The sequence below is a fragment of the Ideonella sp. A 288 genome (assembly GCF_002198735.1).
GTDB lineage: Bacteria > Pseudomonadota > Gammaproteobacteria > Burkholderiales > Burkholderiaceae_C > Pseudaquabacterium.
The window spans coordinates 142,023-158,113 of the sequence record NZ_MWLO01000139.1 but is presented as its reverse complement, the minus strand read 5'-3'; the positions used below and the strand labels follow the sequence as shown (position 1 = coordinate 158,113).

Sequence of the window (16,091 nt, the reverse complement as noted above, 5' to 3'; positions counted from 1 at the left end):
ACCGCCCTCCGCGCGGCGCGCTGCGGGATTCGCGCTAGGGAGTTGCTCGGCGCACTCATGGCGCGGCCACCCTGTCGATGATCTGCCGCACCAGGGCCGGGGCCAGTTCGGCGCGCCGCAGTTCGTAGATCGGCGTGAAGAACACGCGGTGCCCCAGCACCGAAGGCAGCACCGCCAGCACGTCGTCGGGCCGCAAGTGGTCGCGGCCTTCCATCCAGGCCACCACGCGCGCGGCACGCATGAGCGCGCTCATGCCGCGCGGGCTGGCACCGGCCAGCACCAGGCGCTGCATGTCGACGCCGGACAGCGTGATGCCGAAACGCTGCGGGTCTTCGCTGGCCTCCCACAGGTCGAGCACGTAGCGCTCGATGGTCTCGCTGCTGTGCACCTGCCGCTGGATCAGCGCACCCACGGCATTGAGCTGGTCCCAGGGCAGCATCGCCGCGGGCACCTGCTCGATCAGCAGGTCGGCGTCGTGGTAGGCGGTGTCGAAGACCAGCGAGCGGCGGATGCCGCGGTCGGTGGGCTTGCTCATGTTCAGCTCGAACATGAAGCGGTCGCGCGCGGCCGAGGCCAGTTCGAAGGTCTCCTCCTTCTCGACCTTGTTGCGGTCGGCGAACACCGTCATGTGCGGAAAACGGAACTCGCGGTTGAAGGCCGACACCGTGCGCTCGGCCATCGCCCGCAGCAGCAGCGACTGCACCTGCGGCCGGGCGCGGTTGATCTCGTTGAAGAAGAAGGTGGTCAGTCGCTCGCCATGGCGCAGCAGCGGGCCGGGATCGATGCGCGGCTTGCCGTCGGCGTCGACATAGGTGTGGTAGATCATGTCGCCGGGCATCAGGTCCACCGTGCCTTCGACGCGCTCGAAATCGCCGCCGATGGCGCGTGCAAAGGCGCGCAGCACGGTGGTCTTGCCCACCCCCACGTCGCCCTCGAGCAGCACGTGGCCACGCGCGAAGGTGGCCACGTTGATGAGGCGGATGGTCTGCGCTTGGCCGATGACGGCGCGGGCCACCTCGCGCTCCAGATTCAGTGCGATGCCGCGCCAGTCTTCGAGCCGATGGTCGATGGTCATGGAGTGCTCGAATTGGCCCAGTGGAGGAATCGCGCACGGCGCACGCGACGGCGGCGCATCGCCGCTTGGGCGATGCAACTCCCAGTGTGACCGCTGGCCGAGGACATCGGCATGGGTGCATCCCCGTGTCGCGGACGTGACGCCGTATCGCCAACGCCTCATACGATGGCATCGAAGCCCGCGCCACTGTCACCTCCAACCTGCCGACGACATGCCCAACCGGGAGGGGGGCGCCTCCGTCGGCCACTGCGCGGGGGCTGGAAGTGAGAAAGACTCAATAGCCAAGGTAGTCAGACCACGTCGGTCTGACTCAAGCCAACAGGCCTCCTCGGAACCCGGTGCGGTTCACTGCCCAAACTGCGGCGGTGAGCTCATGTCCATCGCGGCGATATTGGGAGCGCCGGCGATCGAGAAGATCCTCACGCACCTGGGCTTGCATGTGCGCGTACTGCCTCGCGCACCGGCAGTGGCAAGGCGCTGCAAGCGGCGTGACGCAGCCCAACCATGACCGCTCAGCCGACACGGCGACCAGGGCCACTGGAGTCGACTGCGTCCGCAGTGTTTGCGGGAACATGGAATCGGGCAGGCGACAAGGGATAACCCAGCAGATGATGCCTGCTAGAAGCGAAATTCGGCGGCGTTGTCACCGCTCAACAGATCTCAGCGGCTGACAGAGCCCGACTCAGGCGCGTCGGGTGCCATGTTCAGGGTGCCATGGGGGAGGAAACAGAGCGTTCGAAAGTACTGTCCTCCGAGGACAACTCGAGGTGCCCAAGCTGCCGGATCTGGCAAGGTAGCCCTGCGCCACCGGGATCGCGTCGTCGCGCGACCGGGCTGGACTGCAGGTGCAGCCACCTGGCCCGTTGCGCACGGAGCACGGCCGGTATTGGTCGGCTCCGGGTCTACCTCAGAGCGTGAAGGCCCCCACCGCCTGCACCAATCGCTGCGACTGCTCCTTCAGGCTCTCGGCCGCAGCGGCGCTCTGTTCCACCAGCGCCGCGTTGCGTTGCGTGGCATGGTCGAGTTGCGTCACCGCACTGCTGACCTCGCCGATGCCCGTCGTCTGCTCGACACTGGCCGCGGAGATCTCCCCGATCATGTCGCCAACGTGGCGCACCTGCGCGACGATGTGGTCCATCGTCGTGCCCGCCTGCTTCACCAGGCGCGAGCCGGCCTCTACCTTGTCGGTGCTGTCGCCAATCAGTGTCTTGATCTCGCGTGCCGCCGCAGCCGAGCGCTGCGCCAGTGTGCGCACCTCGCCGGCCACCACCGCGAAGCCGCGGCCTTGTTCTCCGGCGCGCGCCGCCTCCACCGCGGCGTTGAGCGCCAGGATGTTGGTCTGGAACGCGATGCCGTCGATCGTGCCGATGATGTCGGCGATGCGCCGGCTCGCGTGGGTGATACCCTCCATCGTCTGCACCACCTGGCCGACGACCTCGCCGCCCTCCCTGGCAACCGCGCTGGCCGAACCGGCCAGTTGGTTGGCGCGCAGGGCCGTGTCGGCGTTCTGGCGCACCGTGGCGCTGAGTTCTTCCATCGAGGTCGCCGTCTGCTGCAGGCTGCCGGCCTGCTGCTCGGTGCGCTGGCTGAGGTCGGCGTTGCCGGCCGCGATTTCAGCGGAGGCGATGCGCACCGACTCGGCGGCCTGGTGCACGGTCTGGATCGAGCCAGCCAGGCGCAGGCGCACGGCCTCCAGGTCCGTCATCAGACGCCCCACCTCGTCGCGGCCTTGCGGCTGCAGCCCACGGCTCAAGTCGCCGGCGGCCAGCGTCGCAGCGCTTGCCGACAAGGTTCCGATGCGGCGCGCCAGACCGCGAGCGACCAGCAGGGTCATCGCGATGCCGAGCGCAAAGGCACACGCCGACGCGATGGCGATCGCACCCTGCGCCCACCTCGCCGCGGCACCGGCCGATGCGACATCCTTCGCTGCCTCATCGAGCTTGCCCTGACTGACACGGGCGATGTCCTTCAGCAGCGTGTCGTATTCCTTCTGCGCGGTGCTGAGGAAGGTGGCGGCAATGGCGGCGCCGGCGGACTTCATCTCCAGCGTTTCCTTCACCGACTTGTCGTAGCGGCCGAATGCCTGCGACAAGCTGTCCAGGGCGCGCTGCTCTTCCTCGTCCGCAGTGGTGGTCTGGCGTTCGGCGATGGCACCCTTCAGCTCGACGGCCTTGGCCAGGAGTTGGCGGTCTACCTCGCCGACCTCCTTGGCATTGAATCCCATCGCCTCGTAGCCGATCGAACGGTTGATCAGTCCGTTCATATCGCGCAGCCCCGATTCGAACCGGGCACTGAAGGCATAGCCCGGCAGCCGATTCGCATGCAGCGCCTCCAGCGCCAACTGCTGCCGGGCGAAGCCCCACACCGCGCCACCCGCGGCGATGCCGAGCAGGGCCAGGCAGACCGCCGGAGCGAGCGCGAGCTTGAACTTCAGCGAGAGGTCATCGAACCAGGTCATCGTCGGGGACTCCGTGGAAAGTGCGCGTTGATCGGGTCCGTCGGCGTGCGGTCTACTTGAACACCACCGAGCCGACGTAGGCGTCCTGACCAGGCACGCGCTTGACGAACATCGTCGCGTCGGCGATCTGCTTGGTCTGCGGGTTGGGCCAGCGGATGTCGACCGCGCCGGCGCCCGGGCCTTTGACGGCGGCGATGGCCTCCTGCACGAACGGCTTGCCCGCGGCGTCCTTGGCCTCGAACATGTTCTTGCCGGGCATCTTGTCGTTGGCCGAGTGCGCGAGCATCTTGCCCTGGAAGTCGACCATCACGATGTAGAGCGAGCCCTTGTTCCACTTGCCGCCGGCGTTGATGCTCTTGACGGCGCTGTCGAGGTTGGATGCCTTAACCTCGCCGACGGCCGCATCGAGCAAAGACTTGGCGGCTTCGGGCGTCTCGGCGCGGGCGGCGAGTGCCGCCACGGTCAGCGCGACACCAGCCAGGACATGGGTGAAATTCATGGTCGGATCTCCTTCAGAGTCAATGGGATGCGAAACGGGCGCTCGCGACACGCGGCGCCCCCTGCGATTTCGGCTGTCAGTGACCTATCTTGAGTTGAAGCCCCTGCGCGCAGCGCGTCGAATAGGGCGGCTCACCGGGGCCAGTTCCGGCCTGAGCGCACGATGCGCGTCACTGCCGTAACTTGAACCCGCCACCGGCAGCGCATCGCCACCCGGCGCAGTGGGCGGGGCATGCGGCTGCTGTACCCAGACATACCTGCCGACGTGGCGCAAGTGCCTACGGATGCTTCTCGAGCACCCGGCCCTGGCGGCGATGCCGCGGCTATCGCCGGACGTGCCAGTCAGGTCTCGACGCTGGAGGCTACCGTGAAGGCGCTGGCGATGCTGGAGCGCCCGTCATTCGACGCCGCACCGCTGCTCGACGCGCTCGGCCGCTTCGTCGCGGGCGTTTCGGCCAAGCGGCGGCCCCAGGCGTCCTCGGTCGAGGCGCAATGCTGGTGCCACTGTTTCTGGCCCCAGCGCCAATGCGCCCGCCATGTGACCATCTTCGCAGGCCACCAGCAACAACCCCCGTCTGCCCATGCTCCCGCACGCCCAGTCTTCGCATGATTTGGTTCGCCATGCCGCGTACAGCCCTGCACGCGCCACGATCGCCTGTGCGCCCGGAAGCGGCACCGCCTTGGTGCGCGGAGGGGCGACCGTTCAGACCACGCAGACCCTCGGGAAACCCCGTACATCGGTGCGCGCGAGGGTAGCTCCGAGTCCCGCCAAGGCGGCAACTGGGCAATGATCGGCGCACGGCCCACGGCCCATGGTCCACGGAGCAGCAGCGTCGAGGCTCGGTGGTGACGAAGCACGCCGTCGGTTTCTGACGACGACAGACGACCTTTGTGAACGTGGTATCCACTTCGAGCGGCGTGCCGCAAGAGCGTTTCCCCTGGCCAGCAGGCTTGTCGATAGGAGGTCGCTTTGCCGTTGCGATCTCGGCGGTTCTCGCCGCGTTGAGCCTGGCGGGGTTGGCCTGGTACGGCCAGAGTGCCCGACTCGAAGCACGATCCGGTCTCGATGAGCGCATTGCCCAGCACCAGCAATACGTGCAGCATGCGCTGACGATGGCGCTGCGAAGCGGGGAGATCGCGCGGGTCAACGCCGAACTCGACGCGCTCCAGGACCAGCCCGACCTGGTGCGAGTGTGGCTCGAACCGAAAGGCCTGGCGCCGGCACTGACGCGCGAGCGCACCGGTGCTGATGCCGGTGCGGTGGGCGAGCAGGTCTCGCGCAGCCAGACGCTAAGGCTGGGCGACGAGGTGCTTGGTGACGTTCGCGTCGACTACAGCACCGCCCGTGCCGATCAGCTCGTGCGATCGAAGTTGCGCACGCTGTTCGCCTTCGCGGTCACGCTCATGCTGGCCGCAGGCGCGACTGCCCTCCTCGTCGCGAGGGGTATCGCGCGCCCGATCGCCGAGTGGACCCGGACGGCGACGGTGGTCGCCGACGGTGCGGACAGCCTGACCGCGCCCCCACATGGCCCGCCAGAGTTGGTGGCACTCGGTGCGAGCTTCGAACGAATGCGTCGCTCTTTGCGCGATCGAACCGCAGCGGTCGCCCGGCAGGACCAACAGATCAGCGAGGTGATCGCCGAACGCGGGCAGATCCAGATGGAGCGTGATCGCCTGATCGGTTTGATCGAATCGACGAGCGATCTGGTCAGCATGAGTGATCCGGATCTGAACATCACCTACCTCAACCGGGCCGGTCGCGAGATCACCGGGGTCGGTGACCGGCCGGTGGCCGCGATCACGATCCCGTCGGTGCACCCCGAATGGGCGGGCCGGCTGATCCTGGAGCAAGGCCTGCCCACTGCGATGCGCGTGGGCACCTGGTCGGGCGAGACGGCCGTCCTCGACGCCCAGGGCCGCGAGGTGCCCATTTCCCAGGTGATCACCTGCCATCGCGACGCCAATGGCCAAGTGACCTACCTGTCGACGATCATGCGCGACATCACCGACCGCAAGCGCGCCGAGGTGGCCCTGCAGCGCAGCGAGGCCCGCCTGCGCCAGGCGCTGCAAGCCTCCGGCACCGGTGTGTTCGAGCACGATCACGACATCGACACGCTCTACTGGTCGCTCGAGTCGCGCCAGCAGTTCGGCTTCGACGCCGATCAGACGATCGGTTTTGCCGATCTCGTTGCACGCATCCATCCCGACGACCGGCCCGCGTTCGTGCAGGCAGCGCGGCGTGCCCATGACCCGATCAGTGACGGCATCTTCGACATCGTCTTCCGGCACCTTCTCCCTGAAGGTGGCGTGCGGTGGGCGTCCTGCCGATCGCTGACGACGTTCGAAGGCGAAGGCAGCGCGCGCCGGCCGTTGCGCACCACCGGCGCGATGGTCGACATCACGGAACGTCGCGAAGCCCATGCCGCGCTCGAGCGCAGCGAGGAACGGCTGCGACAGGCGGTGCGCTTGACGCGCAGCGGCATCCTTGACCACGATCACCGCACCGACACAATCTACTGGTCGCACGAACTGCGCACCAACTACGGCTTCAGCGCAGACGAACCGGTGACCCTGCCAGCCATCATGGCCTGCGTGTACCCGGAGGACTTCGCCGTCATCGGCCCGGCGGTCGAGCGGGCCCACGATCCCAAGGGCGACGGCCACTTCGACGTCGTGCATCGCATCATTCGGCGCGACGGCGCGATCCGTTGGCTGGAGACGCGATCGATCACCTTGTTCGAAGGCGTGGGCGAGGCGCGCCGCCCGGCGCGCACGGTCGGCGCAGTGCTCGACATCACCGAGCGCCGCGAGGCCGAAGAGGCGTTGCGACGCAGCGAAAGCCGTCTCAGGTACGCCGTGCGGGCTGCCAACACCGGCATCTACGACCACGATCTGGCGTCCGCGGTGATGTACGTGTCGCCCGAAATGCGCGCCATCTTCGGCTGGCCCGCCGACGCGCCGGTCACGATTGCCTACCTCGCAGCGGCCGTGCTGGAAGAGGATCGCGATCGTCTGGAGGCTGCGATCGCGCGCAGCCATGACTCGACTGGCGACGGCCTTTACGATGTTGAGTACCGCATTCGGCGCAGCGACGGGGCGCTGCGCTGGGTGAAGGCATGTGGGCAGACGCTGTTCGCTGGCGACGGGGCCGATCGTCACCCGGTGCGCACGGTCGGCGGCGCGGTCGACATCACCGAGCGCCGCGAGGCGGAGGAAGCGCTGCGTCGCAGCGAAGGCCGACTGACGCACGCCTTGCGGGCGTCCAACACGGGCATCTACGACCATGACCATGCCTCGGACGTGATCTACTGGTCGCCCGAGTTGCGCGCCATGTGCGGCTGGACCGCCGACGAGCCGGTGACGATTGCCAAGATCGTCCAGACCAATGTGGCCGAGGATCGTGATCGCATGGCGGCCGAAATAGCGCACACCCATGACCCGGCCGGTGATGGCCTGTTCGACATCGAATACCGCGTCCGGCGCCGCGACGGAACGCTGCGCTGGCTGCGGTCGTGCGGGCAGACGATGTTTGCCGGCGACGGCGCCGATCGCCACCCGCTGCGCACGGTCGGCGGCGTGATCGACATCACCGAGCGCCGCGAGGCCGAAGAAGCCCTGCGTCGCAGCGAACGCCGGCTGAGCCAGGCGGTGCAGGCGTCCAACACCGGCATCTTCGAGCACGACTTTGATTCAGAGTACTTCTACTGTTCGCCCGAGCACCGGGTCATGAAGGGCTGGTCGGCCGACGAGCCGATCACGGCCGCCAAAATCATGGCCGCCACGCTGGCCGAGGATCGCGAAGAGCTCGCGGCTGCGATCCGGCGCGCCCACGATCCGGCCGGCGACGGTGTCCTTGACATCGAGCATCGAATCCGTCGCCCGGACGGAGCGGTGCGCTGGCTGAGCGCGCGCGCGCAGACCTTCTTCGCTGGCGAGGGTGCCGATCGTCGCGCGGTGCGCACGGTCGGCGGCGCCATCGACATCACCGAGCGGCGCGAGGCCGAGGAAGCCCTGCGTCGCAGCGAACGCCGGCTCACACAGGCGGTACAGGCATCCAACACCGGGATCTTCGAGCACGACCATGCGTCGGGCGCGGTCTACTGCTCGCCCCATCACCGGATCATGAACGGCTGGTCAGCCGACCAGCCGATCTCGGTTGCCGACATCGTCGCGGTCACGCTGGCCGAGGATCGCGATCGACTCGGGGCTGCCATCATGCGCAGCCACGATCCGGCCGGCGACGGCGCCCTTGACGCCGAGCACCGAATCCGCCGCCGCGACGGGGTGGTGCGCTGGTTGAGCGTGCGCGCGCTGACCTACTTCGCTGGCGAAGGCGCCGAGCGTCACCCGGTGCGCACGGTCGGCGGCGTCATCGACATCACGGAGCGCCGCAAGGCCGAGGAAGCGTTGCGACTCAGCGAAGGCCGTCTGACCCGCGTCGTGCAGGCGTCCAACACCGGCATCTTCGATCACGACCATGTCTCGGGCGAGATCTACTGGTCGCCCGAGTACCGCGCCATGCACGGTCGGTCCGCCGACGAGCCGATCACGATTGCCAGCGTCGCGGAGGCCACGCTGGTCGAGGATCGCGATCGCTTTGCAGCTGCAATCAAGCGTGCCCACGATCCGGCTGGCGATGGCCGTTACGAGATCGAATTCCGCATCCGGCGCAGAGACGGGACGCTGCGCTGTCTGAGGTCGAGCGCGCAGACGCTGTTCGCCGGCGAAGGTACCGAGCGTCACCCGGTGCGCACGATTGGCGGCGTGATCGACATCACCGAGCGCCGCGAGGCCGAGGAAGCCCTGCGCCGCAGCGAGCTGAACTACCGCACACTGTTCGAGACGATGAACCAGGGCGTGGTGACGCAGGACCGCAGCGGCGCGATCGTCGATGCCAACCCGGCGGCGCAGGAGATCCTTGGCCTGAGCCTCGAACAGATGCAGGGTCGCACGTCGATGGACCCGCATTGGCGGACCGTGTTGCCCGACGGCCGCGACTTTCCCGGCGACGAGCATCCGGCGATGGTGTCGTTGCGCACGAACCGGCCGGTGAAGGACGTCACGATGGGTGTGGTGCGCCCGGACGAGCCCGACCACCGCTGGATCCTGGTCAGCGCGATCCCGCGCGTGCGCCCCGGCGAACCCGAACCCTACGAGGTGACGGCCACTTTCACCGACATCACCGAGATCAAGCGCGCCGGTGAGCAGATACAGCGCCTGAACGCGGAGCTGGAGCAGCGGGTGCGCGATCGCACGGCGCAGCTCGAGGCCACGGTGCGCGAGCTCGAGTCGTTCTCGTACTCGGTGTCGCACGATCTGCGCGCGCCGCTGCGCGGCATCGACGGCTTTTCGCAGGCGCTGCTGGAGGACTTTGGCGACCGGCTCGACGACACTGGGCGCGACTACCTGCGGCGCGTGCGCGCAAACACGCAGCGCATGGGCCATCTGATCGACGACCTGCTGAAGCTTTCGCGAGTGACGCGGGCGCCTTTGACACCGCACCGGGTCGATCTCAGCAAGCTGGCGCAGCACGCGCTGCATCAACTCGAGGAAGAACACCCGGGCCACCGTCCGCTGACGACAGTGCAGCCGAGCCCTTCGGTGCACGGCGACCCGGGTCTGCTGCTGGTGGCGCTGGAGAATCTGCTGGGCAACGCCTGGAAGTACAGCTCGCGTCGAACCGATGCCCGCATCGAATTCGGCCACATGACGCGCGACGGTGAGACCATTTACTTCGTGCGCGACAACGGCGTCGGCTTCGACATGAAGTACGTCTCCAAGCTGTTCGGTGCATTCCAGCGCTTGCACCATCAGAAGGACTTCGAAGGCACCGGCATCGGCCTGGCCACCGTGGAACGCATCGTCAGCCGGCACGGTGGCCGTGTGTGGGCCGAGGCGGAAGTTGGCAAGGGAGCGACCTTCTACTTCACGATCGGCCAGCTGGGTGAGGCTTCGGCGGCGAAGACCAGTGGTGTCAATGGCAGGGTGGATGCATGAGAAACATACAAAGGACGATCCTGCTCGTGGAGGACAACGCCGACGACGAGGCGCTGACGCTGCGCGCGCTCGCGCGCAACGGCATTGCCAATGAGGTGGTGGTGGCACGTGACGGCGTCGAGGCGCTGGACTACCTCTTTGCAACGGGCGCTCACACGGGACGTGACGGGCGCCAGGTGCCCGTGCTGGTGCTGCTCGACTTGAAGCTGCCCCGCATCGACGGCCTCGAGGTGCTGCGCCGCCTGCGCGCTGACCCGCGCACCGCGCCGCTGCCGGTGGTGGTTCTGACCAGCTCGAGCGAGCCGACCGACGTCGCCGGCAGCTACGACCAGTTCGCCAACAGCTATATCCGAAAACCAGTGGACTTCGCGGAGTTCATGAGTGTCGTCCGCAAGCTGGGGCTGTACTGGCTGATCCTGAACGTGCCACCTTCTCAAGGGGAAGACTGATGAACCGCAACGCACATCCAGTACTGTTGGTGGAGGACAACCCGGACGACCAGGCCCTGGCGTTGCGTGCGCTCAAACGCAGCGACATCCGAGCCCCGGTGATCATTGCCAACGACGGCGAAGAGGCACTCGACTACATGTTTGGCACCGGGGCGTACGCCGGGCGCGACTACCGCCAGCGGCCGGCGCTGGTGTTGCTGGATCTCAAGCTGCCCAAGGTCGATGGGCTGGACGTGCTGCGCCGCCTGCGCGAGGACCAGCGCACACGCTCCCAGCCGATCGTTGTGTTGACGACCTCCAACGAAGAGAGCGACCTGCGCAACAGCTACCATTTGCACGTGAACAGCTACGTGCGCAAGCCCGTCAGCTCGGAGCAGTACGACGACGTGATGCGTGAGATCGGCGAGTACTGGCTGACGCTCAACCTGCCGCCGCCCGCACCGGTGTTGTAGGTCATGAAACGTGCCTTGCGTATCCTGCTGGTCGAGGACTCCGAAACCGATGCCGCGTTGCTCGAGCGTGAGTTGGCGCGAAGTGGTTTCGCGCCGCAGCTGCACCGCGTCGACACGCGCGAGGCCTTCGAGCAGGCCATCGTGGCGAACCCCTGGGACGTGTTGATCACCGACCACAACCTGCCGAGCTTCAGCTCGGACGCCGCCCTGGCGCGCACCCGGGAGCTGGGGCTGGACCTGCCCGTGATCATTGTCTCCGGCACGATCGGCGAGGACGTTGCCGTGGCGGCGATGAAGGCGGGCGCCAGCGACTACATCATGAAGGACAACCTCGCACGGCTGGCGCCGGCAATCGACCGCGAGTTGCGCGAAGCCGAGACCCGGTCGCAGAACCGTGAGGCGGAGGCGACGATCCGACGCCTGGCGTTCCATGACAGCCTGACCGGCCTACCCAACCGCCACCATTTTGAACAACGTCTCGGCCTTGCGCTGGCCAGTGCACGCGAGTGGCAAAAGCGCCATGCTCTGCTGTACATCGATCTCGATCAGTTCAAGGTCGTCAACGATACCTGCGGACACATGGCAGGCGACCAGTTGCTCAAGCACCTAGCCGAAACGATGCGGGCGAAGATGCGCGACAGCGACACCCTGGCCCGACTAGGTGGCGACGAGTTCGGCCTGCTGCTCGAGGGCTGCCCACTGGAGCGAGCCGAGGAGCTCGCGGGCCAGATGCTGCAGACGATCAATGCATTCCGCATGCCGTGGAACGGCAAGCTGCTGACGGTGGGTGCAAGCATCGGCGTGGCGCCAATCACCGCGCTGGATCTGCGAGTCGACGATGTGCTGCGCAATGCAGACATTGCCTGCTACCTGGCCAAGGAGCATGGTCGCAACCGGCTTCACGTTTACACCGAGGACGACCAGGACCTGCAGCGGCGCCGCGGCGAGATGCAGTGGGTGGCGCGGTTGCGCTGGGCAATCGAAAACAACCGCTTCGTGCTACATCGCCAGAACATCGTCCCGCTGCAGACCACCAGCCACCTCAGCGACCGTTGCGAACTGCTGATCCGTCTGCGCGACGAAGATGACCGGCTGGCCAGCCCGACCTCGTTCCTGCCCGCGGCAGAACGTTTCGGCTTGGCCCCGGCCATCGACCGATGGGTCGTCAACCACCTGCTGGAGTCCTACGCATCACGCCGTCTTTCAGCGTTGTCAACGCGGGAACAACGGTTCTTCATCAACCTGTCTGGCGTGACGCTGACCGACGACAGCTTCTACGACTTCCTGCGCGAAGCCATCCGACGGTCTGGGATGCCGCCGTCGATGTTGTGCTTCGAGATCACCGAGACTGCCGCGATCGGCAACCTGGATCGCTCGGTGCGCTTCATGGAGGGCATCCGCGCCGAGGGCTGTGCCTTCGCCCTCGACGACTTCGGCGCCGGGCTGAGCTCGTTCACGTATCTCAAGGCGCTCCCGATCGACTACCTCAAGATCGACGGTGCCTTCGTGCGCGACATCACGACCGACGAACTTGACTGCGCGATCGTCGAGTCGGTGAACAGGGTCGCTCACGTCGTCGGCCTGAAGACGATCGCCGAGTTCGTGGAGACCGACGAGATCGGCCAGCGACTTCAGGAGATTGGCGTCGACTACGCGCAGGGCTTCGGGCTACACCGGCCGGAGGCATGGTTGCCGCCCAACTGAGTGGCTGCGCCGTGCGCCCGGGCACCGCCGATGGCGTGACCGACACGCACGCTCGACAGGCGACCGGCCAGCAGTCGCCGCGCACGAAGACAACTGCCGTGCCTTCTTGAGCCTTGCGCAGCGGTTTCCGCACGAGGTCGTGGTGCACCTTCGGCGGTACTCTTGCAGTGGGCTGACCGGATCTACCACGGGGCCTACGTCTTCGGGCGCAGGGGCAATCGAACACGGGTCGTGGAGGGTCGAGCGCGGAAGACTTCCGAGCACCACAAACCGATGAAGGCCTGGAACGCATTGTTTCGCGATCATCATCCCGGCTACATCAGCTGGGACGAGTTAGCGAACCAACAGAGGAATGCCGTCTGGGCATGAGAGGGGGTAGCATCTGAAGACTCCGAGAGACAACACAACAAGATCAAGGACTCATCTCTGTAATGAAACTCGCCACCTGGAACGTGAACTCGCTGGGCGTGCGCCTGCCCCAGGTGCTGGACTGGCTGGCCGCCGAGCAACCCGACGTGCTGGTGCTGCAGGAAACCAAGCTCACCGACGACAAGTTCCCGCAGGCCGAGATCACCGCGGCAGGCTGGCACAGCACCTGGTTCGGACAGAAGACCTACAACGGTGTCGCGCTGCTCTCGCGCCAGCCGGCCACGGAGGTGGTGAGGAACATCCCCGGCATGGCCGACGACCAGGCCCGCGTGATCGCCGCCACGGTGGGCGACTTGCGCGTGGTCGGGGCTTACATGCCGAACGGACAGGCCCCCGACTCGGACAAGTTCGTCTACAAGATGCGCTGGCTCGAGGCCTTGCGCCAATGGCTGCACGACGAGTTGGCCGCGCACCCGCGGCTGGTGCTGATGGGCGACTTCAACATCGCTCCCGAAGACCGCGACGTGCACGACCCGGTGGCCTGGGCCGGCCAGATCCACTGCACCCCGGAGGAGCGCGCCCACTTCCGCGCGCTGCTCGACCTGGGCCTGGTGGATGCTTTCCGGCTGTTCGACCAGCCCCCGCGCAGCTGGAGCTGGTGGGACTATCGCAACCTGGCCTTCCGAAAGAACCAGGGTCTGCGCATCGACCATGTCCTGGTGGGTCACGCATTGTCACCAACGGTCACAGCCTGCCGGATCGACAAGGCACCGCGAAAGAACGAACGGCCCAGTGACCACGCACCGGTCGTGGTAGAGCTGATGGCTTAACAGCACGGCGTCTGCGTGGCATGATCCAGCACTTCGGCCGATCGGCTGCCCGGTTGTTTCAACGAGCCGTCCATCTTCCATGAGCAACGCCGCCACCACCCCAGTCCCTCTGGATGGCCTGCCGCAGTCGCAGGTCCGCAGCAGCTCCCGGGCCTTGCGGTGGATCCGCGCCCGACTGTTCTCCCCCGCGCGAACCGCGCCTTCCAAGGAAACACGGTCCACGCTGGCCAACTTCCCACCGCCGGTGGGACGCGGCCAGGCCTTGCGTCTGGCGCACCGCGCTCTGAAAGACCTGTTCGAGAAGCAGGAAGGCCTGCGCCAGGTGCTGCCCCACCTGAGCCTGCTCGAGCGGGCCCTGGCGCGCAAGGGCTCGAAGGCCCTGCGTCGCGTGGCCGTGCATGTGCTGCAGCGGGCGCTGGAACAACTCGAAGACCTGCAATACACCGAAAACAACGCGCACCTGGCGGTGCTGCGCACACGGTTGGTCGAAGCGATCGCGCTGCGCAGCGTCTCGACGATAGGCCGCGCCGGCGTGCGCCTGTCGGGTCAGTCGACCCTGGGCCTCGAGGTGAAGGACGCCTCGCAATCCGCCTTCAACGAGGCCGAGCAGGGCTGGACCTCACCGATGTCGCTGTCTTCGGGCCGCTGAGTTCAACGCCAAGCCACCTGGGTGCCGCCAAGCTGGTGCACCCGCCCGCCCCAACGAGGGGCGCACCAGGGCGTGGCATGCCGCGGGTCGGTCAGTCGTCCAGTCCGAGTTCCTGGATCTTGCGGGTGATGGTGTTGCGGCCAATGCCCAGCTTCAGCGCGGCCTCGATGCGGCGGCCCCGGGTGATCTCGAGCGCCACGCGGATGAGACCGGCCTCGAACTGGCGGGTCAGGGCGTCCCAGACCTGCGGCTCACCCCCTTCGAGCATGCGGCGTGCCTCGCGCTGGAGGTCTGGCATCCAGCCCTGGGTCAGGCTGCCCGCGAGGGCAACCACCGGTGCCGTGGGCATGGCATCGGGGCCGCTCGACGGCGACAACGCGGCCACCTGCCGGCTGCTGTCCACCGCGGGATGGGCGTCGGTGAGTGCCGTCACCGCACCGAGTTCGGGCGGCAGGTCCTTCGGCTCGATGACCTGGGCGGGCGCCATGACGGTGAGCCAGTGGCAGACGTTCTCGAGTTGACGGACATTGCCAGGAAAGTCGAAGGCCATCAGGCGCTCGAGCGCGGCATCGGTGATGCGCTTGGGTTCGACGCCCAGGTCCTTCGCGCTCTTGCCCAGGAAGAAGCGCGTGAGTGCCGGCACGTCCTCGCGCCGCTCGCGCAGCGGCGGCAGGCGCAGCCGGATGACGTTGAGCCGGTGGAAGAGGTCTTCCCGGAACGCACCGTCGCGCACGCGCTGCTCGAGGTTCTGGTGCGTGGCGGCGATGACGCGCACGTTGGCGCGCAGCGGCTGGTGGCCGCCGACGCGGTAGAACTGGCCGTCGGACAGCACGCGCAGCAGGCGCGTCTGCAGGTCGAACGGCATGTCGCCGATCTCGTCGAGGAACAAGGTGCCGCCGTCGGCCTGTTCGAAGCGGCCGCGCCGCGTGGTCTGCGCACCGGTGAACGCGCCGCGCTCGTGGCCGAAGAGTTCGCTCTCGAGCAGGTCTTTCGGGATGGCGGCGGTGTTGATGGCGATGAAGGGGCCGTTGCTGCCCGAATCGCCCCGCGGGCTGTGCTTGTGCAGCGCGCGGGCGACGAGTTCCTTGCCCGAGCCCGATTCGCCCGTGATCAGCACCGTGACGTTGCTCTGCGACAGCCGGCCGATGGCCCGGAAGACATCCTGCATGGCCGTGGCCTGGCCCAGCATCTCGGGCATCTCGGCCACGCCGGTGTCGCGCACGGCCTCGCGCAGGCTCTCGTCCAGCGCACGGCGGATCAGTTCCACCGCGCGAGGCAGGTCAAACGGCTTGGGCAGGTACTCGAAGGCCCCGCCCTGGAAGGCCGAGACGGCGCTGTCCAGGTCGGAATAGGCCGTCATGATGATGACCGGCAGCCCGGGCAGCCGCTGCTTGACCTGCGTGAGCAGGTCGATGCCCGAGCCCCCGGGCATGCGGATGTCGCTGACCAGCACCTGCGGTGCATCGTCGTCGAGTGCCGCGAGCACGTCGCGCGGGTTGGAGAAGCTGCGGACTGCCAGTTGCTCCCGTGCCAGGGCACGCTCGAGGACGAATCGGATGGATTGGTCGTCGTCTACGATCCAGATGGGTTTCATGCGCCGGCGGCCCGTG

Annotated in this window: 11 protein-coding genes; 7 read left to right on the top strand and 4 right to left on the bottom strand. The window is 67.2% G+C overall.

The features are described 5' to 3' along the window. Positions 1-55 precede the first annotated feature (55 nt). From EOINJALH_RS21855 to EOINJALH_RS21845, 3 genes are all read right to left on the bottom strand, one after another. Positions 56-1,075, bottom strand: coding sequence for a MoxR family ATPase (locus tag EOINJALH_RS21855; RefSeq protein ID WP_088284068.1), 1,020 nt, complete (start codon positions 1,073-1,075; stop codon positions 56-58). Positions 1,076-1,982: 907 nt separating this feature from the next. After that, positions 1,983-3,533: a methyl-accepting chemotaxis protein gene (locus EOINJALH_RS33355; protein WP_088284066.1), complete on the bottom strand. Its 1,551-nt coding sequence runs from the start codon at positions 3,531-3,533 to the stop codon at positions 1,983-1,985. Between the two features lie 52 nt (positions 3,534-3,585). Continuing rightward, complete coding sequence (locus EOINJALH_RS21845; protein WP_088284064.1) at positions 3,586-4,032, bottom strand: cache domain-containing protein; 447 nt, start codon at positions 4,030-4,032, stop codon at positions 3,586-3,588. Between the two features lie 366 nt (positions 4,033-4,398). On the opposite strand from EOINJALH_RS21845, the gene EOINJALH_RS32885 reads away from it, so the two are divergent. The 7 genes from EOINJALH_RS32885 (at position 4,399) to EOINJALH_RS21810 (ending at position 14,481) form a co-directional block, all read left to right on the top strand. Next, positions 4,399-4,641 (top strand): hypothetical protein, encoded by a 243-nt coding sequence (locus tag EOINJALH_RS32885; RefSeq protein WP_234413975.1) that lies wholly within the window; start codon positions 4,399-4,401, stop codon positions 4,639-4,641. Positions 4,642-4,922: 281 nt separating this feature from the next. Then, a complete protein-coding gene (locus tag EOINJALH_RS21835) occupies positions 4,923-10,028 on the top strand; it encodes a PAS domain S-box protein (protein ID WP_144290125.1) in 5,106 nt (1,701 codons plus the stop codon). A 26-nt stretch (positions 10,029-10,054) separates the two neighbouring features. After that, the gene (locus tag EOINJALH_RS21830) at positions 10,055-10,477 is read left to right on the top strand and encodes a response regulator (RefSeq protein WP_310732327.1); all 423 of its coding nucleotides are present in this window, start codon (positions 10,055-10,057) and stop codon (positions 10,475-10,477) included. Further along, positions 10,477-10,929 (top strand): response regulator, encoded by a 453-nt coding sequence (locus EOINJALH_RS21825; RefSeq protein WP_088284058.1) that lies wholly within the window; start codon positions 10,477-10,479, stop codon positions 10,927-10,929. The genes EOINJALH_RS21830 and EOINJALH_RS21825 overlap by 1 nt, the downstream gene beginning before the upstream one ends. A 3-nt stretch (positions 10,930-10,932) precedes the next feature. Then, positions 10,933-12,633 (top strand): bifunctional diguanylate cyclase/phosphodiesterase, encoded by a 1,701-nt coding sequence (locus EOINJALH_RS21820; protein WP_088284056.1) that lies wholly within the window; start codon positions 10,933-10,935, stop codon positions 12,631-12,633. A gap of 431 nt (positions 12,634-13,064) precedes the next feature. After that, on the top strand, positions 13,065-13,832 hold the full coding sequence (gene xth / locus EOINJALH_RS21815) for an exodeoxyribonuclease III (protein ID WP_088284054.1): 768 nt from the start codon (positions 13,065-13,067) through the stop codon (positions 13,830-13,832). Between the two features lie 79 nt (positions 13,833-13,911). Continuing rightward, on the top strand, positions 13,912-14,481 hold the full coding sequence (locus EOINJALH_RS21810; protein WP_088284052.1) for a hypothetical protein: 570 nt from the start codon (positions 13,912-13,914) through the stop codon (positions 14,479-14,481). A 91-nt stretch (positions 14,482-14,572) separates the two neighbouring features. Here the strand turns inward: EOINJALH_RS21810 and ntrC are convergent, their stop codons facing one another. Continuing rightward, positions 14,573-16,075 (bottom strand): nitrogen regulation protein NR(I), encoded by a 1,503-nt coding sequence (gene ntrC, locus EOINJALH_RS21805; RefSeq protein WP_088284050.1) that lies wholly within the window; start codon positions 16,073-16,075, stop codon positions 14,573-14,575. Between the last annotated feature and the right edge of the window lie 16 nt (positions 16,076-16,091).